Raw genomic sequence first — 21,670 nt, forward strand, 5'->3', positions numbered from 1 at the left:
TGCAGCAAAGGACTGCACTTCGGATTAATTGATCAAATAGTCTAAGTTGCTCTGTGCTAAATGCCATTGTAGTAAGGCTTCTTTGTAATTGAGCTTTACCGACAAGGCGGTCTCCACGGCTTGTAAGTATTCCACATAGGAAATGGCGCCGCTTTGATAGGATTTAAGCGCATGATTTCCCAGGGTTTCGCTCTGTGGTAGGGCGGCGTTTTGATAGTAATTGATCAGCCCTCTTTGGGTGGTCATCCACTGTTGTTGCTGCACTACGGACTGGGTAATCTCCTGTTCCAGGGAACGCTTTTCCAAAGCTGATTTTTCGATTTCGTAATTCCCCGCCTTGATCGCCGCTCGCTGACTGCCCGAAAAAATGGGAATCGCCAGGCCGATGGAGAATGAGGATAATCGCGGTTGACTGCCGTACGTCTTAGAGATGCCGTTGGTTTCTTCTAAGCCCGCTAGCGATTCGATCGCATAACCCATGGTGATGTCCGGAAATAAGGCCGATTTTTTAACGTTTTTCTCTGCGGTTACCTGGGCCACTTTTTGCGCGGCTTCTCGAATCAAATTGTTGTTTTCCACGTCCCATTCGCCGGTGTAATCCGCTGTGAGGTTTTCCAGGGTAGGCGCCTCCAATTCAAAGTCGTCGCCGCTGTTTAAAAGGGTTTTCATAGCCCTTTTTAACTGGCTGATCATCGCTTGGTTTTGCTGTATTTGTATTTCGAGTTCCTGCTGCTTGAGTTGGGCTAGCTGACTTTCCATTACATTGGTCTCACCGGTGGTATAACGCCAGGTTGCCGATTTGCTAAATTCTTTGAGTAGCGCATTTTGCTCGAGGAGTAATTGCTCTTTTTCCAAGTAAAAGCACTGGTTGTACCAGGATTGTTTTAGTTGGAGTATCCATTGCTTCTGTGCGGTATTCCACTGCAATTCACTCGCTTGGTAATTTTGCTTGAGCAATTGCTTTCGACTGCTGATCACAAAGGGGTTAAAACTTTGAGAGATGCCGAAATTGACGTCGCGGTCGGTCGTGGAATTCAATTGACCAAAATTGGAGGTCAATTCGGTTTTAGGTACGTCAAAAGCCGTTTTTTGCAATTGTTTTTGTACCTGCATCTCCATTTTATTGGCCTGTAAACTCAGGTTGTTTTCCAAACCGATCTCGATGAGTTGCTGCAGGCTCTTTTTCGGTGCTTCCTGAGCAAAACCAAAGAAGGGCAAGCCGAATACAAGGGCGATAATTGCGACTTTCTTAGGTGATTTGTTCGTAAAACCCCTTTCGACATAGTAGTAGAGTATAGGGAGTATAATCAAGGTCAATAGGGTAGCGGTGAGCAAGCCACCGATGACTACTGTAGCCAGGGGTTTTTGTACCTCCGCACCGGCACCCGTGCTCAAGGCCATCGGTAAAAAGCCCAAGGAAGCCACCGCTGCGGTTAATATTACCGGGCGCAGGCGAATCTTGGTACCGCGGAAAATGCGCTCTTCTATATCCATAACGCCTTCTTTCTTTAATAGGTTAAACTGTCCAATCAATACAATGCCGTTGAGTACTGCCACGCCAAAGAGCGCGATAAAACCCACACCGGCAGAAATGCTAAAAGGCATGTCGCGCATCCACAACGCTGCTATACCTCCAATGGCCGACAGCGGTATAGCCGTAAAAACCATCAGACTCTGAGCCACGGATTTAAACGTAAAAAACAAGAGTATAAAAATCAACGACAGGGCTATCGGAATGGCGATAGACAAGCGCTGATTGGCCTGAATTAAATTTTCAAACTGTCCGCCATAAGTCAGGTAATATCCTTCGGGCAGTACCAACTGCCCGTCGAGCTTGCTTTGAATTTGCTCGACCACGGTTTGCACGTCGTTTCCTCTTACATTGAACCCCAGTACAATGCGACGACGTCCGTCTTCACGGCTGATTTGCATGGGACCGTCTTCGTAATCGATATCGGCAACCTGCTCCAAGGGAATTTGATGCCCTGAGGGCAGGGTGATAAACAACGACTTGATATTGGTGATGTCTTGTCGGTTGTTTTCCGCCATTCTAACGACCAAATCAAAGCGCTTTTCGCCCTCGTAAACCGTACCGGCAATTTCTCCGGCAAAGCCCGTTCGTACGATTTTGTTGATATCGCCGATGTTTAAACCGTATAATGCCAGCTTATCCTTGTTGTAGCGAATCGCAATTTGCGGCAAGCCCGCCACGCGTTCGAGCTTGGGATCGGTTACGCCAGGTATGTCTTGTATCAGGGTTTGAATCTCTTCGCCTTTGCTGACGAGTTTCTCCAGATCTTCTCCAAATACCTTGATGGCTACGTCGCTGCGCACTCCCGTCATCAATTCGTTGAAACGCATTTGTATCGGTTGCGAGAACTCGGTAGTAATACCTGGAATTTCCTGTAGGGCATCTTCCATTAGATGCATCAATTCCTCTTTGGTTTTGGCCGAGGTCCATTCCTTTTTATCCTTTAATACAATAATCATATCTCCGGCTTCCATCGGCATGGGATCCGTGGGGATTTCGGCACTTCCAATTTTGGTGACCACCATTTTTACTTCTGGAAAACGCTCTTTTAATATTTTTTCTGCCTTGGTGGTCGTTTCGATTTCCTGAGACAGGGAACTGCCCGAGGAGATGATGATGTGGGTAGCCAAATCGCCCTCGTCCAAGGTGGGGATAAACTCGCCACCGAGCTGATTAAATACGAATAGGGAAGCAGCCAAGGCGGAAAATGCCAACAGCAATAGGGTTTTCTTAATGCGCATTGCCTTTTGTAAAATCGGCTCGTATGCCCGGTAAATGGCCTGTATAATGCGGTCGCTAAAATTGGGTTTGTCCTTGCCGCTTTCTTTTTTAAGCACGAGGGAGGTCATCATCGGCACATAGGTCAACGAGAGTATAAAGGCTCCTAAAATCGCAAACGAAACCGTCTGCGCCATCGGACCAAACATTTTTCCCTCTATACCGACTAAAGCGAGAATCGGTAAATAGACGATTAAAATAATTATTTCACCAAAGGAGGCACTGGTTCGAATTTTTGAGGATGCTTCGTATACCATAGTGTTCATCTGCGCCTTGGTGAGCTTGGTCTTTTTGCCAATTTGCAAGCGATGTAGTATCGCCTCGACGACGATGACCGCACCGTCGACAATCAGTCCGAAGTCTATCGCCCCCAAGCTCATCAGGTTTCCACTTACGCCAAAGGCCTTCATCAAACTGATGGCAAACAACATCGACAAGGGGATGACCGATGCGACTACAATTCCCGCACGCCAATTTCCCAATAGCATCACCAAGACAAAAACGACGATTAACGCGCCTTCAATCAAGTTGTTTTGGATGGTGTTAATCGTTTTGTCCACCAAAGTAGTCCGGTCGATAAAGGGTTCTATCAAAACCCCTTTTGGTAGGGATTTGCGAATCTGCTCCATTTTCTCCTTGACCAAATTAACGACCACTTTGCTGTTTCCGCCCTTGAGCATCATAACCATACCGCTGACTTCCTCGCCTTTGCCGTCTTTGGTTACCGCGCCGTATCGGATACCGCTGCCTATTTGAACCGTGGCTACGTCTCGAATCAATACCGGGATGCCGTTGGTGGTTTTAACCACGATTTTTTCGATGTCTTCCAAAGAGCTGATCATACCGATGCTGCGGATAAAATAGGCATAGGGCTTTTTGTCGATATACGCACCACCGGTATTTTCGTTGTTGCGCTCCAAGGCGTCAAAAATCTCCCCTATATTGGTATTCATGCTCTTTAAGCGATCGGGTTGTACCGATATTTCATACTGCTTGAGCTCGCCACCCAACGTATTGATTTCGGCCACCCCAGGTATCCCGATCAATTGCGGTTTGATGATCCAATCTTGTATGCTGCGCAGTTCCATCGGTGTGTACTGCTCCTCAAAACCGGCATCGGGATAAACGATGTACTGATAGATCTCTCCCAAGCCCGTACTCACAGGCGCTAATTCCGGTCTGCCCACGTTTTTGGGGATCACTTCCTCGGCGGTTTTTAAGTGCTCCGAAACCTGTGTTCTCGCCCAATAAATATCGACTTCCTCCTTAAAAACGACGGTAACCACACTCAGTCCAAAACGACTGATCGACCGCAATTCGACGATGTTTGGAATGCTCTTTACCGCCTGTTCTATGGGATAAGTGATGAATTTCTCCACTTCTTGCGTGGCAAGTGTAGGAGAGCTGGTAATGATTTGTACCTGATTATTGGTAATATCAGGCTGGGTATCCATAGGCAAATGCATCAAGGAATAACTGCCCACGAGGATTAAAGCCAACGTGAAAAGTCCAATGACAAACTTGTTATGGATACTAAAATGTATGATTTTATCTAACATAGTAGTATATTGAAATTAATAAAAATAAAGCCGTGTAGGCCTTAGGACTTAATTAAAATATACAGTGCGTGGAGGTTTCCAGATAAAGTGAAGTACGGTAATGATAAAAGACTGATAATAGTCGGAGTTTTTTAGCGAAATAGATGCGATACTGGGCAATTCGAAGAAAAAGGCGCTTTTAACCAGTATGGGCGAGGTACAGCAATTGCAAACACAAAAGGGATTGCACATGTCTACCGCTGCTTCTTGGTGGGGACTAGCCGTCCATTGCGCGATCGTATGGTCGGTTACCGTAGCGGCATTTCTGTCGGAGCACGGGAATAGCGCCAGTACAATCATAAGTACTGATATCAAGACAATTGCTATTTGTTTCCCATTTCTCATCCCAGCAAAAGTAGTGTTTTTTGTTTGAAATTTTTAAAAAGCGCCATTTTTCTTTACACTTTGCAAGGGTGTTGCATTAGGCGGTCTGAGCGGAGACGGCGGTGGCAAGCGAATCGGATTTTTACCATAGTATGATATATAACGATCTTTAAAGGCGTCTGCTAATTTCGTTTTCGATCCGTGATATACTTGGGTTTTATATGTAGACTAAACGAATAAAAACAGGTCAGTGCGTAGCTCCACTACGTCTAATTGCTCCAACAGCCCTTTTGAAATGCGTTTTGTTATACCGCGGGTCGGGCTGTAAATAAAGCCGTGATTTTTTTGTGCTACAGGCGGTAGCTTTTATATTTTATAGTAGCTTTGGCAGCTTGATAAAAAATAAAAGACAAAAATATGGGTGAAGCAGTGGTGATATGGGATGTCAATCCGGAATTGATAAAGTTGGGAGCGGTTTCGGTTCGTTATTACGGATTGTTATTTGGATTGGGAATATTATTGGGCTATAAAATAGTCAGTGTACTCTTTAAGCGAGAGGCGATACCCCTGCAATTGTTGGACAGTTTGTTGATTTATATCTTTGTGGGTACCCTTTTGGGCGCGCGATTAGGTCATTGTTTGTTTTACGATTTCGAGTATTTTTCGCAACACCCTCTAGAGATTCTACTGCCTTTTAAGATGGAGTCGGGCGCGTTTACTTTTACGGGTTTTACCGGTTTGGCCAGTCATGGAGGTGCCGTGGGCGTTTTGTTGGCGATTTACCTCTTTTGCCGAAAGTACCAGATGAATATGTTGAATTTATTAGATCGCGTAGCGGTGGCGATTCCCGTTGCAGGAGCCTTTATCCGCTTTGGTAATTTTATGAATTCCGAAATTTATGGCAAGCCTACCAACGGAAGTTTGGGGGTCGTTTTTGCACAAGACGATTTTATTGCCCGTCATCCGACCCAGTTGTACGAAGCCTTTTCGTATTTGGCCATTTCCGCACTTTTGTGGATGCTATACCAAAAGCGAAATCCACAGCTAAAAGGCGTGATATTCGGTTATTTTTTAGTGTTGATGTTTAGTGCCCGTTTTATTATAGAATTCTATAAAGAAAATCAGGAAGCCTTTGAAAACGAACTGTTCTTTAATATGGGACAGTTGTTGAGCGTTCCGTTTATTGCGGTGGGAGTGGTGTTGATCCTGTTGAAGTTACGTCAAAACCCTGCCGCTACGGCAGTCAATTAAGGCTGTTTCGGCTTGGAATGCCGGCTAAAAAGAAAGGGCAGTCCCCCGACTGCCCAATCCACTCCAATCTAAACTAGAACATTTCTCTGCGATATCAATTATGATAATGAAATAGTTCTAGCAGACGACCAGAAAAAAACACCTTCAGTCCGCGTTAGTACATCTTTGGTAGTCCATACGGTTTATCGCTATTGCGATATGTGACACTATTTAAATTAAACCCGACACTAGCGTTAAATGTTTCGGGTTGATAACTGTTGCTAATAATTTTTAATCGCGCAGGTCTCCCGACTTCTAAGTGATTTCTACTACCTTAGTCCAAATCAGCGCTGCCGTTGTTGCTCATGACAATCTCGGGACTATTTCGCATTTTTTCCTTGAGATCCTTTTTGGCTCTAAAGAGAATCGTATGAAAATTGGGCATGCTAATATTCATCACATCGCAAATCTCCTGTTTGCTATAGCCTTTAATAAAAAACAAAATCATCAAAATTTTACTTTTCCCCCTTAAAGAATAAATGACTTCCAATAATTGAGACGTTTTAATCTGTTCCGCTTCATAATTGTCCTCGCGTATATTTTCATCGACTAGCGTATGCAGAACCGTACTGATGTCTTCCAAGATAATCTTCTGCCTTTGCTTGAGGACATCGAGGCATTTATTGATGACAATCTTCTTTAACCAGCTGCCAAAAGAAGCCTCATTTTTATATTGATCAATGCTTAAAAAAGCATTTAAAAACGATTCTTGGAGTATATCCTCCACCAAGATTTTGTCGTTTACTATTCTAAATGCAACCGTATACATGGCCTTATAAAACTTGCTGTAAATCTTATTCTGTGCCTTGGCATTTCCGAGTTTACACAACGCAATCAAAGAATCTATATTTTGATTATTTTTTGTGTCCAATTGAGTTATTTTGAGTTTGTTATTTTGTGTTTTAAATGCTCGTTGGTCTGCAATAGGAGACTTTCTATACTAGTATAGACTTTCAATTTATTTAAATATTACAGTTTTAACAAAAAATAATTTGGATTAAATAATACAAATTATATAAAATTTTCATTTAATTATGAGTATATGATTCGCTTTACAATGATTTATAATAATATAATAGCTTATTTTGTTCATTTTTAATGATATATTATCTAAATTGTAATAATCACAAATAATTATTTTCTCCAATTAGCTGGAAAAAATCAGGATATAATCGCACTTTTAGGCCCGAGATCGAACCGCAAGCGAGAAAACACGTCGCTTTGGCGTACTTAAAAAAAGCGCTTTCTCAGGCGACTATTGCCGTTTTACAACAGCGGTGATTTCGGGAAAATAGTCCTTGCTTTTTCGTTTGTTTTCAGGCTGTTTAAGGACTTTTAAACAAAGTGACTCTACTGTTATTTGCGCGATTTTAAACCGATAAATAGCGGTATAAATCGAAAGCGCCCTTGGGGCTAGTGCTAAAAAGGGGGATTTATCTCGCTGTCGTATTGGGAAATTTCGGCAGGGTCGGAAATCGCGATGAATTAGCCGTTTGCCAATCGATCAAGCGTTTTTTTAAATGCTCTTGTTGCGATTTGTCGTCAAAAGTGCTGCTGCGGTTTATCGGCTTCCATCAGGAGAAAATCGGTATATTGCAGCCTCAATATTTTGCCGTAAAAATCCTAGAAAATGAAGAGAAAGAGTTTGGTATCCGTAGCGGTTCTTTTGTTGTTAGTCGTAGGGCTCGGCTATCTGTGGTATACCAGTCCGCCCAAGGGAAACACCCTATGGGTGTCGACAGATTCCAGCTTGACTTTGGACAAAGTAGTAATCGAAAAAGGCTTTTATTCCATCCATGCACCTACGGATGAGGAGTTGGTGCGCAGCGGACTCGAAGATTTGGTTTTCGACGGTAAATCGGTACAACCACTGCAAACGACAATTGGAGAAAACGATTTTTTAGTGCGCTATGACGGTGGCTATTACGCGCTCTTTAGACATTTGATACCCAACGATTTTCACCAGGGCGTTCCCCAACCCCATAAATACCGATTTTACCTGGAGCGCCTTGGCGAGCGCCTCCAAGCAACGCTGGAAGTGGAAGGTTCCTACCCGCTAAAAGTGACTAGGGAAATGCGGCCCGTTTCCGAAGCGTCGAAGCAACTTTGGGGCGAAAACAGGGAATGATTTTTTGTTTTTTTTTATAGCTCACTCCGCTGTGGTATTGTTATAACCACAACGACAGGGTAGTTTTTTACTAATAAATCGCAATAGGTTTTTTGTTTTATTGATGTTTTTATATATTTGAGAGGTTTGTGTGAAAGGAGCTGTTATGAAAACAGCTTGTCTTCAATTGCTAATTTTATATATAAATACTTATGAAAAATAAATTAGCTGTACTCCTGTTTTTTGCCTTGATCACCATCGGTGGTTTTGCACAGCAAACAACGACCAAAATATTCGATGAAGTACTGTTTTACGACGGTTACGCCGCTCGGGTCGATTTGCCCGTACCGGCCGATGTCATCCGGCATAGAAACGATTTGTACGCCAAAAAAATTACCGACCAGCAACTGGCTTCCTTCGGAAATGAAATCACGATGAATGTCGTTATTAAAGCCGCCTGCGACAACTACGACCGCATTGGAAATGTCAACCTCGCCTTGGTTCCCAAAGGGCAAACGACTTATGAGCTTTCCGATGTCCTTGTTCAACGCCTGGAACTGGGCAGGTATATCACCCCTTTTATGAGCAAGAATAGAAGTCCTAAAGAGGTTCCCTTTAGCTTTGAATTGAATAATATCAGTCGCGTATTTAGAGACAGGAGTGTCTTGGAACGCTACGACATCTGGTTGGAACTCGAGTTGTTTGGCGTGCCCTACAGTGCCCAAAATGAAGTGAGCGGTTGTGCCGGTCGTACCGATGTTTTTTACGGTTCGGTGGACATCGTTTCCAACGCTCCCAATCCTACAGAAGTAGTCGATGATTTAGTGCTGCTTCCACTACTGTTTAAACACGAATTAAACAATTACCAAGCCGGTGCAAGCGATGTGCTGGGTCAAACCAAAAAAACCGTGACTTTCGAACTCGATCAAAAGGTGTACAACGCCAAACTATACCTGATTACCTCAAATCACGGTGCGGATACCAGAGGAGAGGAATACGTGCGCAGAAAACATTTTGCGTATTTCGACAACAGCTTAGTATTGGAATACAAACCGGGAGGAAAGTCTTGTGAGCCTTATAGAAAGTACAACACTCAGGGCAACGGCATCTACAGTCCTGTGGTAAGGACAGAGGCAGATTGGACCTCTTGGAATAATTGGTGTCCGGGAGACGTCATTCCCATTCGAATCATCGATTTGGGTACGCTAGAGGCAGGTACACACCACTTTGCCTTGGATGTGCCAGACGCTGAATTTTTCGGAGGAAAAGGGATGTTTCCCCTGTCGCTTTATTTGCAAGCACACGACAAACCCTATAACGCGAGTGTACGGGAAATCGCGGAAAGCAGTTTGGTATTATATCCCAATCCGACTTCAGCTGTCTTGACGATATCCGCCCAAGAACCGGTGTCGCATTTGGAGGTCTTTGATTTGACCGGTAAGAAAATAGGGGTGAGCCAAACTCAAAACTTTGATTTCTCACGTTGTGCTGCCGGTACTTACGTCGTGAAAATCACTTGGGAAAACGGTGCCGTATCACACAGAAAAATAATTAAAAATTAAAAAGCCGCTTTTATAGAAAAGCCCCCTTCGCACCAGACTTTTTAGGATTAAAACCTAGCGAAAAAGCTATTGATTATATGTAAATTGGGTTGCTTAACACGAATTGTAAACCGTGCTAAGACAACCCAATCTCATTTCAAGCATTCTTGTACTGCTTGAAAAACCAACTAATTTAAAAACAATTATAAAACAATAGATTTCCCTCCAAATTCTAAAGGGGGTTTTGTTTGATGTTGATATTGGCATTGATTTCCTTTTGCGGAATCAACCATTGCCAGCGGTTATCGCCCGAATTGACCTCTAATAATCCACCCGTTAAGGTGGCAGAATGGTTGGTCTGCGTTCGGTCTAGCGGTGCGTTGGTCCGCTTTAAATCGAAAAATCGAAAGCCCTCTCCCCACAATTCGATGCGTCTTTGCAGTTGTATTTCTCGAAGCAATTCCGCGCCGGTTTTGTCCGTTGCGACATAGTTGGGATCTCGGGTTTTGACCAATTCGTATAGCAGCTGACTGGCCGCTGCATCCGCGCCTAACTGCGCCTTGGCCTCGGCTTCAATCAAATACATTTCTGCTGCCCGCATATAGGGAATATCCATACGGCTGTCGGCATCGCTAGCAGCCAAAAACTTTTGACTGGTATAGGGTTTTTTGCTAAAAGAAGCGGGTAGATAGTAGCCGCTAGGCATGTTTTTGTGCTGCCCCGTCGGATCGAATAGGGTGGAACGAACATCGCTTTCCGGAATTTGTTTGTACAACCAGCTGTTGATAGCTTTAGGATTGCTGCGGATATTGGAAGAACTGTAGTTGCGCGACATATATGCACCAAAATTGGCAAAGTACAAGGTTTGATCGATGATGATGTGGCTGCCCCACATCCATTCGGGATTTTCAAAATTGTTAAACCCCGAGCGGTACAGTGATGGCGACATCAAGGCATAGCCCTCCCGGGCTTCATTGGCATATTGCGCAGCGGTGTTCCACTGACCTTGTACCAAGGCGACACGCGCCTTTAAGCCCAGGGCTACCCCTCGGTCCAGATGCGATTTATTAAAGCGCTGGTAGTCTTTTAACAGATCGATGGCCTGATCCAAATCCTCGTTTATCTGAGCATACACTTCTTCTACCGTAGCGCGGGAGGGAAGTCCTATGACTTTGGTCAAAACAAGGGGAACGCCCAATTGATTATTGACTTGCCCGGCTTCGTAGCGCTTGCCGTAGCGTTGAACGAGTTCAAAATGACAGTATGCACGGTATGTCAAGGCTTGCCCTTTGAGCATGGCCTTGTCTTCCGCTGGACCCACAGCCTGATCGACATTGTTGATAATGACATTGGCATTGCGATTAATTCGATACAGCACGCGATAGGGAAACAAGGTGCCGGAACTGTTGGCATCGGTATGGTTCAACCACTGGTAATCGCGGTTGTACCAACCGTTTCCCGAACTGGTCATCACCACATCTTCTCCCAGGGCATCGGCTTGTATCATCATCGCACCTATACCGCCCTCGCTCTGACTTTCGTACCGTAAGTACAGGGAGCGATGCAAGCCGTTTAACGCGACATAGAGGTTTTCTGTCGTGGTAACAACCTCGTTCTCATCTATGGATTCGGTGGGAATCTGGTCTAAAAAATCGCTGGAACACCCACCTAATATCCCCACGGTTGCCATGATGGCGATAAAGTATATGACTTTCATAATATTAGCTTTTAAAAGTTTAAATTAAATCCCATTGAAATGATTCGGGCGGGGCTAAAGCGATTTTGGGTAGTTCCATTAAATCGCTGTCCCACGTCTAAACCTTTTCGCTTGGAAAAAACGTGTAGGTTTTCTCCGTTTACATAGAGGCGCGCACCGTCCACGCCAAGTTTTTTAGCAAAGGCCTTATCGAAATCATAGGATAAGGTCAGTTGTTTTAAGGCGAGATAATCGGAATCCACCAACCATCTGCTGCTCGCTGCACCGTAATAGGTGCGCTTTGCCGTATCCAAACGCGGCACGTCGGTTTGGTCGCCCGGTTTTTGCCAGCGTTGTAGTATATCCGTACTCGAAGCATTGCCGTAGTTGCCCGAATGCATCAGACTCGCGTAATTGGTGTCGTAGGTTTTGCCGCCCAACTGATAGGTAAATAAAAAATCGAGTTGTACACCCAGGTACTTAAAGCTGTTTTTAAAACTGCCGTACCAATCGGGTAGTGCACTGCCGACAAAGTCGTATTGCGCATTATTGGGATTGGTGGTCACCACCACTTCATTCAGCGTTCTCAAATCGTCTCCTTGGGCGGCTATCGCTTCTTCACTCGCTATAAATAATCCCGAGCCATCGGCCGGGTCAACCCCATACCAATTGCGCAGCCAATAGTCGTAAATCGAACCTCCGACAACCAGTTTTTTGGATCCGCTGATGATTTCTTCTTGGGGGAGCTTGGTAAATTGGTTTTTTATAGTAGCCGCATTAATCGTGAGGTTCCAATTGAATTTGGGTGTCGCGATCAAATCGGCAGAGGCGAAAAACTCCCAACCCTTATTGTACATGGCTCCGATGTTTTCAATTCTGCTGTCCAATCCAACGGTTAGGGGATTGGGAACCTCGAAAATCAACTCATCCGTCTTGCGGTAATAGTATTCGGCACTGCCTTTAAACCGGTTGTCGAACAGGGCGAATTCCAGCGCCAAATCCTTTTGTGTATTTACCTCCCACTTCAATTCCGGTGCCTCTATGGTTTCGGCCAGTATACCCGCTTCATTGGCGTTGTTTATGCCCAATTCATACAAGGCTTGATAGGCGTAGTAGCTCAAACTGGAATGATTGGTAAAGGAGTCGTTTCCGACCTCTCCGTACGACGAGCGAAGTTTAAGGGCACTGATCCACGGGATGTCTCTGATAAAGGCCTCCTGGTCGATTACCCAAGAGGCTCCCAAGGACCAAAAATTACCCCAGCGGTTGTCCTTTGAAAATTTGGACGAACCGTCGCGTCGGTAAGAAGCCGATAGGAAATACTTGTCGGAATAATCGTATTGAAACCGAGAGAAGTACGACTCCGAGCTGTAGTCTCGCGCCAGGGAATAGAAGCTGTTGGTAGAGACAAAATTGATGAGTTCGATGTTGTTTTCAATGATTTGGCCGGTTTTGCTCCCCGTGGTGTAATCCACGTTATACGTAAAATTCTCATGTCCCAATAAAAGCGCGAGCTGATGCTGGTTTATTTTTTGCTGGTACTGGAGCAATTGATTGTAGGTTACGCCTGTAAAGACCGAAGCGCTCCGTCCAGCTCGTCCTGCGCCAATCGCATCGCCGATTACAGTATTGGTGTAGCTGTGAATATTTTGATGGGTTTTGTCCAAGGCGAAGTTGCCGGTAAACCGAAAGTATTTTAAAAATTTAAACTCGGCATAGGTTCGCGCTGTCAGAGCCAAACCCTTTTGGCGGGTTTGGTTTAACAGGGTTTCCTGAATGACATGACGACCCGAAGCAGCGCCGGCAGGACGGATTTCCTCGATATTTCCAGAATCGTATATCCGCTCTCCTTTATCGTCCAAGATGTACGCACCGGTTTTGGGATCGTGTAGATGTATCGGATAAATGGGCCCCATATTTCTAACGGTGTTAAACGGGTTGATATAAGACGAAGAACCGGTTACACCATCCACAGCCTGATTGGAATCCGTCTGTGCACCCGAGAGGTTAAAGCCGGTTTTAAACCAATCCTTAAATTGGGTGTTGAGATGCAACCTTCCCGTGATTCGTTCGAAGTCGGATTTTATGATATAGGCATCCTCTTTTAAATAGCTCAAAGAGGCGTAGTAATCGGATTTCTGCGACTTTCCTTGATAGGAAAAATCGACTTGTTGGCGTATACCCGCTCTGGTTAGGGCGTCCTCCCAGTTTAAATCGTCGGCATATCTGAGTTGGGCCTCTGGATTCAGTCGTCCATCGGCAGTGACGATTTGGTCGTTGGCAACTCCAAAGGGATTGTAACCCAACAACTCATAAATGTTCTGACTAGCCTTTTCATTGGCCTCTGCCATCGGTGTCTTTCCGGAATACGTCAGGCTGTTTCTATAGGCTTCCCACATCAGCGGATAATATTGCTGGGCGTTGACACGTTGGTATTCCGGTATGGCTCTCGAGGATATCCCTTGACTGACATTTAAGGAAAACTGCTCCTTGGGTGTTTTTCCGGTTTTGGTCGTAATCATCACCACCCCATTTGCCCCACGCGATCCGTATATAGCGGTGGAAGAAGCGTCTTTTAACACCGTTAAACTCTCGATGTCCAGGCTGCCCAGACTTTGCAAAGAGCCCGAAAAAGGCACTCCGTCTACGACGTATAAAGGTGCATTGGTTCCGTTGACCGAGCTGATTCCGCGAATTCTAAAATTAGGAGCATCTCCCGGTTGCCCAGAACTGCTAGAAAATTGTACACCCGGCGATGCTCCTTCCAAGGCTGCTAAAACATGAGTTAAAGCCCTTTTTTCAATCTGTTTGGCATCGAGCTGCGTGAAGGAACCCGTATACGAACTCTTCTTGGCGGTGCTGTAGGCAATGATAACCACATCGTCTAGGGTTTCCGAAGCGTATTGCATCGCTATATTAATCGTGTTTTCCGAACCCACCACAGCGGTCTGCGTTTGCATACCCAAAAAAGCAAACTCCAAGCGGTCGCCGATTTTGGCCTTGATGGAATAGTATCCGTCTATATCGGAGGTGGTACCTTCACGGGTACCGCGTATCACAATTTGCACTCCCGGTAGGGAAATGCCGTTTTCTGTAATTTTACCCGTCACCGTTTTCTCTTGAGAATAGGAAGTAAGGCCGAAAAGCCCCAAGAGTAAAATTAAAAGTAGTTGCTGTTGTCTCATGTTGTTGAGGTTTTATTAATCACATCACTTTTTTTGGATTGTAGCAGTATGCTTTCGATTTGACTGTTTAAGATCTTGTATTCTTCTGCAATCTTGAGTGCGGTAACACTGCTGCGCTCACCTTTTATACATTGCCTGATAAACATTTTGGTGTAGCCGTATTTAATAAATAGCTCATTTATGACCAAAGTGTTGTATTTTCTACGATTTGTTTTCATGATTATGAATTTAAAATGTTAAAACATTTATATATATTTGCTCATTGTTCCATTTGCTTCGATTGCGAAAACAACAATAAAACCGATTATTTATCTCAAATGTATAATATATTTTACAAATAACAAGGGATTTGTATAGAATACAGTCCATTTCAGGGTGTTAAAATTTGTGAATCGGCGTTAATAGTGGGATGAAAAGGGAGTAGTAACCATGCTTTTTTAGTTTAATAGGCCGGAATAGGCACCAATAAAAATGGAGAATACAGATTTGGATAATATGTTATACACTACGGTGGATCGTGTTAAACAATTTATTAAGTTCAAAAAAATTAGCTTAAGAAAGTTTGCCGAAATTATAGGAGCATCCCATAGTCTTATCAACAACACCAAGTCCTTGGGTTCCGACAAATTGGAAAGCATTTTAGTAAACTATCCCGAGTTGAATCCGGTGTGGTTATTGACCGGAAAGGGCAATATGCTCTTTGACCAGGCCGATGCGTTGACCGACACGCTACAACAGGGCAGTGCATTGGCGGTTTTGCAGGAGCAACTTCAATTGCTCAAAGCGCTTAATCAGTCCCTTTTAGCGCATTTGGCCGATAAGGAACGCCTTATTAAAATTTTGGAAGACGAGAATAAACGCTTGCAAGCGCTGTAGCGAAGTGATTGCGGCACGACTGTTGTGGTTTAATCTAAGTTGCCGCAGCGGCAATAATGGCCTATAACGACAGTATAAGACTATATATGAATAAGGCGTTTAATGATATCGATAAAGCTATTGGAAGCTGGGGAGTATCCAACATGCTTATTACCGTGCTTTCGTTTCACTTATGCGCGGTGTTTTTTAAGTTTTTTAGCCTGTACCTAAATTTGAATAACCCCTTGTTTCCGCAGCAATTTATCGCGGAACTCTTTTATCCGTGGGCATTCAAAGGATTGATTTTAACCACGGCTATACTGTTGGTAGGGGTATTTCAATTGGTAAAGTTATACCGCATAGCGGTGCTAATGACCGTGTTGGCTTTGATTCTTTTTTACAGCGGTAGTTTTTTACCGAATTGGGACTGAATAACCCCGCAGCGCTGGAAATAGCGGCTAAATCCCAATCCCGTATTTGATATAACTCAAAAAGACTTGGCTGTACGGCTCAATATTGAACTTTTAAACAAAGTAATGTGGACTTTATAGCAAAGTTATTGCCGATTTTATGCCCGATCTTTGTCGTATTAATAATTTAAAATACAACGATATGAAAGTTATAGATCAGATTTACATCAATGGCTCTTTTGTTAAGCCGCACGGTAATCAGTTTATGGATTTAATCAATCCGCTCAATCAAGAAATTTTTGGAAAAGTAGCCTTAGCCGATGAAAAGGACACTCAATTAGCCATTCAAGCGGCCAAAACCGCTTTTAAAAGTTTTTCTAAAACCACGGTAGCAGAAAGGGTGTCGTATTTGGAAAAAATGCACCAAGCCGTATCCAAGCGCAAACAGGATTTAATCGATGTGATGGTGTATGAGTTCGGAGGACCTGTGCAGTTTTCAACGGCGGTTATTCAAAATGGATTAGATGCCATTCAAGCGTCGATTACCGCTTTGAAAGACTTTAAGTTTGTTTCGACGGTAGGGACATCTCAGGTGCGAATGGAATCGCTGGGAGTCGTGGGAATCATCACACCGTGGAACGCGAGTAATATGTTTATTGTCAGCAAGCTTTCCTCTGCCATAGCAGCGGGTTGTACAGTGGTGATCAAGCCCAGCGAAATGAGTGCCATGCAAACGCAAATCATTGCAGAAAGCTTGCACGAAGCGGGTTTACCAGCTGGAGTATTCAATATCTTAAACGGTTTGGGTACCGTTGTGGGACAGGAGTTGAGCACGAATAAAGACGTGAGCAAAATATCCTTTACCGGATCGACTGTAGTTGGAAAAGCCATTGCGGTTCACGCGGTAGAAACCATGAAGCGCGTGACCTTGGAACTCGGTGGAAAATCGGCAGCTATACTGTTGGACGACGTCAATTTTAACGAAGCCATTCCATTGGCACTCTTCGGAGGATTGATGAGTGGAGGACAGGTTTGTACCGCTGGTACCCGTATATTGATTCCTGAAAACCGCTTGGAAGAGGTAAAACAAATCATAAAAGAGACCATACCGACTATGAAGGTGGGGAACCCGAGCGACCAGGATACGGCTATAGGACCTTTAGTGAGTAAAAAGCAATACCTACGCGTTCAAGAATACATCCAATTGGGTATAGACGAAGGAGCGGAACTCGTAGTGGGTGGTTTGGGACAACCGGAGGGAATGGAAAGTGGAAACTTTGTTAAACCGACGGTTTTTGCAGGAGTTACCAACGATATGCGCATCGCACAAGAAGAAATTTTTGGACCGGTACTCGTATTGATCACTTATAAAATTGAGGAAGAAGCCATTGCCATAGCCAACGACAGCATTTACGGTTTGGCGGGTTATGTATTTGCCAAAGACGTTGAGAAAGGTCGCGAAATCGCCGCGCAAATCGATGCGGGACACATTTCTGTAAACGGTTTAAAACACGATCCGTTAGCGCCGTTTGGAGGATTTAAACAATCTGGAATCGGTAGAGAATTTGGTGCTTTTGGTATGAGTGCGTATTTAGAGCCCAAAACGATATTGGTATAATTTCGCGTATTAATTAATCATAAATTTGATGTATAGAATTTGTCTGTTAAATGAAATTAGCTACTTTAAATAAAAATACCAAGATAGTCAATACCTGTCATTTGGATAAAAACACGGAAGGCGAAGAGTTTATCTCCGACCATGTTTTTAGCTTTCAAATGACGGGTAATTTGACCATACACGACGGAAAGAACAAGTATCAATTCGCGCCGGGTGATTTTCGTTTTAGCAGACGCAACAGCTTGCTTAAGTTTTCCAAATCCACCCCCAAGCAAATCAAGTTTGAATCGATTTCAATCTATTTGAATCAAGCGATTTTGCGCGAGGTGTATCAGGAGTGGAAACAGGAAGTAAAGCCGATAAAAATCGAGGGCAAGCGAGTCCTTGCATTGGCTTCGCATCCGCTGTATATCAGTTATATGGAATCCCTATTGGTCTATCTCAATTTATCTGAGGAGCAGCAGTCGGCGATTATGGATTTAAAAATCCGCGAAGCGATTTGGTTATTGCTGCGCATCAATCCCGAGATCAAAGAGGTTTTGTTTGATTTTAGCGATCCCGAAAAAATCGACCTCAAGGCATTTATGATCAACAATTTTCGCTTTAATGTGCGCTTAGAGCGCTTCGCCTATCTAACCGGACGGAGCCTAAGCACCTTTAAACGCGATTTCGAAAAGATTTTTGAAACCACACCGCGCAAGTGGTTGTTGGAGAAAAGATTGGAAGAGGCGTATTTCTTAATCAAGGAGAAGGGCAAAAAGGCCAATGCGGTTTATTTGGATGTGGGCTTTGAAAATTTATCGCATTTTTCGCACGCATTTAAGCAGCATTTTGGCATCAATGCCTCCGAGCTAAACCATTTGCCCACGGCGGTTGCAGACCGTTCGACAGCGGTAAAAAAAGGCCGACTCCGCAAGCTTTAATACCTTATAAAACCGATGGCAACATCGGTTTTTTTTATTGGTATATGTCCCTGATTGTTGCAGTCGATTGTCTTAATTACATCACTTAAATACAGGTATTATGAAAGAATTTGTTTTGTTCTTTAGACTGAAGAACCCACAGCCGATTGCTGCAACCCCCGATTTGCTACATGCGCGCACTGCGTGGTTGGCCGCGCTTCAAGCGCAAAATAGCCTCGTCGATTCCGGACATACCCTGGCCGCTTTTCCCGCAAAAATCGTCACTGCGGTCGGAACCTCAACCGATTTGATAACAGTAGGTGCCGAATGCCTCAGTGGCTATCTCGTCATTAGGGCAATCGCGGTAGAGGAGGCCGTGGTTCTGGCCCAGTCCAACCCCATTTTTTCTCTTGGCGGCAGTATAGAAGTCCGCGAAATTGCCCAACGCCCAAGCAGTTCGCAGAAACCCCTTGATTCTTAAAACCCAAATTGGCCCGTCGAAAACGGGCCAATTCTTAATTGCGGTGGTGATTATACGTTGACTAAGCGTCTAGATAGAGGTTCCGATCAGATTCGAACTAATGTAAAAGCTCTTGCGGAGCTTCGCCTAACCACTCGGCCACGGAACCGGATAAAAATCAATAGTTTTTGCGCTATATTTGTAATATAAACATTATAAACAGCATTTCCAAATCGGCTGTAAAGCAATTGGCCTAAGGTATAAAAAGCCTTTATCGGGAAGAACCGGAGAAACGGTATTACCCGGGCTGAACAGCGGAAATGCACTACGGTATTTCAATCGATGACAGCTAAAAATTCAACCGTGGGCAATCACTTATTGAGTGTGGAAAATGGCCTGCTAAACCCATTGGCTTCGGCTGTTCGATTTTCGGACTATGTCGTGTTGTTTCTCACGAGCGGCGAAGGGATTTTTTACGCAGACAACTGCCCATTTGTGTTCTCCGGTGCCACACTTTTATTCGCCACGCCCTTGCAGGTGCTGCGCTTGGAATTTCAAGGCACGCCTTCCTATACGATGTTGCGTTTCCATTCGGATTTCTATTGCATAGAAACCCATCGCGAAGAGGTGGCTTGCAACGGCTTGTTGTTTAACAACATCTATATCAGGCCAACTATTGCAATAACGGCAGCGGAAACAGTCCTTTTTCAACAGTTGATTGCGCAGTTGTCCAACGAGCTTTTGCAAAACACTTCAGAAATGGTGCTGCGTGCCTACCTGCAGCTGATTTTGGCCAAGGCGAGCAGCATCAAGTTGCGGCTGCTAGATCAGGTTGCGCTCAGCAGTGGAAAGGACGAACAAATGGAGCGGTTCCGGCTTTTGCTAGACGCGCATTTTCTAAGCTTGCACCAACCGATGGACTATGCCGAACTATTGGATTTAAACGCGGTACAGCTGCGCAAAAAATCGCTTAAATACTTTGGAAAAACCCCCTCTCAGCTCATTCAAGACCGGTTGATACTCGAAGCGAAAAAGAAATTGCACCTAACCACAGCCAGCATTAAGGAAATCGCCTTTCAAATGGCGTTTTCAGATGCGTATTACTTCAGTCGCTTTTTTAAAAAGCACTGCGGCATATCGCCAGCGGTATTTCGCCAAAGAGGTGGTATATCGGAAGTGGCCTATTTGTCTATGGAAAAGGAAGTTTCGTCCATTGTTATACCCGATTTACGACCGTAAATTTGTATTCGTACTAATTTAAAAAGTCAAGCGATGATTCGAGTATTTTTAACGACACTAGTCCAAGGGCAAAAATGGGGGATTAACGGACTTCGAATAGCCATTTTTTTGGTGATGCTTTGGATAGGAGGGCTAAAGGTTTTTCACTACGAAGCAGATGGCATTGTTCCCTTTGTCGCCAATAGTCCACTGATGAGCTTTTTCTATGACAAACCCGCACCGGAATACCAAGACTACAAAAATCCAGAAGGCAAAGAAGTCGCAAAAAACATACAATGGCACCAAGAAAACGGCACTTATCCCTTTTCGTATGGATTGGGGGCGGTAATCGTACTTATAGGAACCCTAACTTTTTTGGGGATATTCCTTCCAAAAATCGGCCTTTTAGGCGGTTTGCTGACGTTTGTGATGTCGTTGGTTACCCTGTCGTTTTTAGTGACCACACCAGAGGTTTATGTGCCTAATTTAGGAGGTGATTTCCCGACGATATACTCGGGTTTTCCCTATTTGTCGGGTGCGGGGCGTTTGGTGATTAAGGACGTGATCATGATGATGGGCGGACTGATCTGTGCATCGGATTGCGCCGCGCGTATACTGCAGCAAACCAAGACCGGACAACAGCTGGCATAATGCCCAATGCGCTACTACTAGCAAACAAGAGCCCCGCTTTTATCGAAAAAGCGGGGCTCTTGGCTTTGGTACTCTTTTGATTTTCCGCGGATACGGGTTTTGACAAATTAATCGAATCGATGGCAGTACCTCATTAAAGGAGAGGGCGACCAGGGGTTCCCGGAGGTTTTTATACTAAATCACCGATCGATCAGCCTGATTTTTCTTTTATTCCTATGAAATAAGCAGCGTTTTGTTAAATTTAAATTTTTAACAGTTTGATTTTGAGTTATTTGTATTTATTTTTTTATTTTTATAAGGGCTTAAGGAAGCAAGCGCGGGTTATCAAAAGGGATAAGGCTCAAAAGGGATAAGGGGAGCTGCCTTTCAATGGCGTAGGTTTCCCTTGTCCTAATAGCACAACCGAGTATTCACAGTAAAGGATGGAAAATGAAAGGGCTAATGATACTTTTGTTGGGAAGCAGCACCGCTTTTGCCCAATGTCCGTGTATAAGAACCGCTGTTATAGGCACGAGCACTGCTGCTCCAACCTATAACAATCAAGTGGTTGCCATGGACGATGTGGCTGTGATCAAAGGGGAAGGCATACAACTCCATACCCTTAAGAGCAGGGGGAGTGTCACTTGGTACAGCCGTGGGAAGCCCTTGGTAAACACCTTGGTATATCCGACGACGACGACGAAATACACCGTTAAATCTACTTTGGAAGGCTGTCCCGACGCCTTTGATATGGTGGTCGTTTCGGTCCGTGAAGTGGAGGCTTCTCAAACCCTAGTGGTTTTTCCCAATCCCACCGATCGGTATTTGACCGTGGTGTCTGATAATAAGGGCATTAAGGGCATTCGCCTATACGATGTTCAAATGCGCTCGGTGTTGGAGTATGTCTATAGGGACCGCCTCAAGCAGCAGGTCATCGATTTAAAACACTTGAGTGCGGGGTGGTACGTGCTGCACATCCGCTTGGCAGACGGCAGTAGTACCATAAAGAAAATCATTAAACTGTAGC

17 protein-coding genes and 1 tRNA gene are annotated in these 21,670 nt (G+C 44.4%); 11 read left to right on the forward strand and 7 right to left on the reverse strand.

Translation table 11 applies throughout. The annotated features are described in order from the left end of the window. Positions 1-24: 24 nt before the first annotated feature. Both ACQZ43_RS11845 and ACQZ43_RS11850 read right to left on the reverse strand, forming a co-directional pair. On the reverse strand, positions 25-4,368 hold the full coding sequence (locus ACQZ43_RS11845; RefSeq protein WP_430612896.1) for a CusA/CzcA family heavy metal efflux RND transporter: 4,344 nt from the start codon (positions 4,366-4,368) through the stop codon (positions 25-27). Between the two features lie 48 nt (positions 4,369-4,416). Next, positions 4,417-4,722: a hypothetical protein gene (locus ACQZ43_RS11850; RefSeq protein WP_430612897.1), complete on the reverse strand. Its 306-nt coding sequence runs from the start codon at positions 4,720-4,722 to the stop codon at positions 4,417-4,419. 426 nt (positions 4,723-5,148) lie between these two features. Between ACQZ43_RS11850 and lgt the strand changes: the two genes are divergently transcribed. Next, entirely contained in the window at positions 5,149-5,982 is an 834-nt protein-coding gene (lgt, locus tag ACQZ43_RS11855; protein WP_430612898.1) for a prolipoprotein diacylglyceryl transferase, read from the forward strand. Between the two features lie 313 nt (positions 5,983-6,295). Here the strand turns inward: lgt and ACQZ43_RS11860 are convergent, their stop codons facing one another. Beyond that, entirely contained in the window at positions 6,296-6,892 is a 597-nt protein-coding gene (locus tag ACQZ43_RS11860) for an RNA polymerase sigma factor (protein ID WP_430612899.1), read from the reverse strand. 759 nt (positions 6,893-7,651) lie between these two features. On the opposite strand from ACQZ43_RS11860, the gene ACQZ43_RS11865 reads away from it, so the two are divergent. Continuing rightward, entirely contained in the window at positions 7,652-8,149 is a 498-nt protein-coding gene (locus ACQZ43_RS11865; protein WP_430612900.1) for a hypothetical protein, read from the forward strand. A gap of 191 nt (positions 8,150-8,340) precedes the next feature. Further along, positions 8,341-9,690, forward strand: coding sequence for a peptide-N-glycosidase F-related protein (locus ACQZ43_RS11870; RefSeq protein WP_430612901.1), 1,350 nt, complete (start codon positions 8,341-8,343; stop codon positions 9,688-9,690). Between the two features lie 211 nt (positions 9,691-9,901). Here the strand turns inward: ACQZ43_RS11870 and ACQZ43_RS11875 are convergent, their stop codons facing one another. Genes ACQZ43_RS11875 through ACQZ43_RS11885 form a run of 3 tightly spaced genes read right to left on the reverse strand, consistent with a single transcriptional unit; the run spans position 9,902 to position 14,768 of the window. Further along, positions 9,902-11,386 carry a RagB/SusD family nutrient uptake outer membrane protein gene (locus ACQZ43_RS11875; RefSeq protein WP_430612902.1) on the reverse strand — a complete coding sequence of 495 codons (1,485 nt, stop codon included), beginning with the start codon at positions 11,384-11,386 and terminating at the stop codon, positions 9,902-9,904. Between the two features lie 11 nt (positions 11,387-11,397). Next, a complete protein-coding gene (locus tag ACQZ43_RS11880) occupies positions 11,398-14,550 on the reverse strand; it encodes a SusC/RagA family TonB-linked outer membrane protein (protein ID WP_430612903.1) in 3,153 nt (1,050 codons plus the stop codon). Then, the gene (locus ACQZ43_RS11885; protein ID WP_430612904.1) at positions 14,547-14,768 is read right to left on the reverse strand and encodes a hypothetical protein; all 222 of its coding nucleotides are present in this window, start codon (positions 14,766-14,768) and stop codon (positions 14,547-14,549) included. Before ACQZ43_RS11885 ends, ACQZ43_RS11880 begins: the two co-directional genes overlap by 4 nt. Before the next feature lie 253 nt (positions 14,769-15,021). Here ACQZ43_RS11885 and ACQZ43_RS11890 point away from each other — a divergent pair, with 253 nt between their 5' ends. The 5 genes from ACQZ43_RS11890 (at position 15,022) to ACQZ43_RS11910 (ending at position 18,816) form a co-directional block, all read left to right on the forward strand. Next, on the forward strand, positions 15,022-15,426 hold the full coding sequence (locus ACQZ43_RS11890; protein WP_430612905.1) for a hypothetical protein: 405 nt from the start codon (positions 15,022-15,024) through the stop codon (positions 15,424-15,426). Between the two features lie 86 nt (positions 15,427-15,512). After that, a complete protein-coding gene (locus tag ACQZ43_RS11895) occupies positions 15,513-15,836 on the forward strand; it encodes a hypothetical protein (RefSeq protein WP_430612906.1) in 324 nt (107 codons plus the stop codon). A gap of 181 nt (positions 15,837-16,017) precedes the next feature. Continuing rightward, positions 16,018-17,433, forward strand: coding sequence for an aldehyde dehydrogenase family protein (locus ACQZ43_RS11900; protein ID WP_430612907.1), 1,416 nt, complete (start codon positions 16,018-16,020; stop codon positions 17,431-17,433). A gap of 50 nt (positions 17,434-17,483) precedes the next feature. Further along, positions 17,484-18,356: a helix-turn-helix domain-containing protein gene (locus ACQZ43_RS11905; RefSeq protein ID WP_430612908.1), complete on the forward strand. Its 873-nt coding sequence runs from the start codon at positions 17,484-17,486 to the stop codon at positions 18,354-18,356. A gap of 100 nt (positions 18,357-18,456) precedes the next feature. Then, the gene (locus ACQZ43_RS11910) at positions 18,457-18,816 is read left to right on the forward strand and encodes a YciI family protein (protein WP_430612909.1); all 360 of its coding nucleotides are present in this window, start codon (positions 18,457-18,459) and stop codon (positions 18,814-18,816) included. 77 nt (positions 18,817-18,893) lie between these two features. On the opposite strand, the gene ACQZ43_RS11915 is transcribed toward ACQZ43_RS11910, so the two are convergent. Next, positions 18,894-18,964, reverse strand: a tRNA-Cys gene (locus ACQZ43_RS11915). A 173-nt stretch (positions 18,965-19,137) separates the two neighbouring features. On the opposite strand from ACQZ43_RS11915, the gene ACQZ43_RS11920 reads away from it, so the two are divergent. The 3 genes from ACQZ43_RS11920 (at position 19,138) to ACQZ43_RS11930 (ending at position 21,669) form a co-directional block, all read left to right on the forward strand. Next, positions 19,138-20,034 (forward strand): helix-turn-helix domain-containing protein, encoded by an 897-nt coding sequence (locus ACQZ43_RS11920; protein ID WP_430612910.1) that lies wholly within the window; start codon positions 19,138-19,140, stop codon positions 20,032-20,034. Positions 20,035-20,070: 36 nt separating this feature from the next. Further along, positions 20,071-20,664 carry a DUF417 family protein gene (locus tag ACQZ43_RS11925; protein WP_430615666.1) on the forward strand — a complete coding sequence of 198 codons (594 nt, stop codon included), beginning with the start codon at positions 20,071-20,073 and terminating at the stop codon, positions 20,662-20,664. A gap of 429 nt (positions 20,665-21,093) precedes the next feature. Beyond that, a complete protein-coding gene (locus ACQZ43_RS11930) occupies positions 21,094-21,669 on the forward strand; it encodes a T9SS type A sorting domain-containing protein (protein ID WP_430612911.1) in 576 nt (191 codons plus the stop codon). The last annotated feature ends 1 nt before the right edge of the window (position 21,670 follow it).

The organism is Flavobacterium sp. JP2137 (assembly GCF_050562195.1).
GTDB lineage: Bacteria > Bacteroidota > Bacteroidia > Flavobacteriales > Flavobacteriaceae > Flavobacterium.

Coding starts and splice junctions, on each gene's coding strand:
- ACQZ43_RS11845 (WP_430612896.1), bottom strand. CDS start 4,368: ATGTTAGATAAAATCATACATTTTAGTATCCATAACAAGTTTGTCATT.
- lgt (WP_430612898.1), top strand. CDS start 5,149: ATGGGTGAAGCAGTGGTGATATGGGATGTCAATCCGGAATTGATAAAG.
- ACQZ43_RS11865 (WP_430612900.1), top strand. CDS start 7,652: ATGAAGAGAAAGAGTTTGGTATCCGTAGCGGTTCTTTTGTTGTTAGTC.
- ACQZ43_RS11870 (WP_430612901.1), top strand. CDS start 8,341: ATGAAAAATAAATTAGCTGTACTCCTGTTTTTTGCCTTGATCACCATC.
- ACQZ43_RS11875 (WP_430612902.1), bottom strand. CDS start 11,386: ATGAAAGTCATATACTTTATCGCCATCATGGCAACCGTGGGGATATTA.
- ACQZ43_RS11880 (WP_430612903.1), bottom strand. CDS start 14,550: ATGAGACAACAGCAACTACTTTTAATTTTACTCTTGGGGCTTTTCGGC.
- ACQZ43_RS11885 (WP_430612904.1), bottom strand. CDS start 14,768: ATGAAAACAAATCGTAGAAAATACAACACTTTGGTCATAAATGAGCTA.
- ACQZ43_RS11890 (WP_430612905.1), top strand. CDS start 15,022: ATGGAGAATACAGATTTGGATAATATGTTATACACTACGGTGGATCGT.
- ACQZ43_RS11895 (WP_430612906.1), top strand. CDS start 15,513: ATGAATAAGGCGTTTAATGATATCGATAAAGCTATTGGAAGCTGGGGA.
- ACQZ43_RS11900 (WP_430612907.1), top strand. CDS start 16,018: ATGAAAGTTATAGATCAGATTTACATCAATGGCTCTTTTGTTAAGCCG.
- ACQZ43_RS11905 (WP_430612908.1), top strand. CDS start 17,484: ATGAAATTAGCTACTTTAAATAAAAATACCAAGATAGTCAATACCTGT.
- ACQZ43_RS11910 (WP_430612909.1), top strand. CDS start 18,457: ATGAAAGAATTTGTTTTGTTCTTTAGACTGAAGAACCCACAGCCGATT.
- ACQZ43_RS11920 (WP_430612910.1), top strand. CDS start 19,138: ATGACAGCTAAAAATTCAACCGTGGGCAATCACTTATTGAGTGTGGAA.
- ACQZ43_RS11930 (WP_430612911.1), top strand. CDS start 21,094: ATGAAAGGGCTAATGATACTTTTGTTGGGAAGCAGCACCGCTTTTGCC.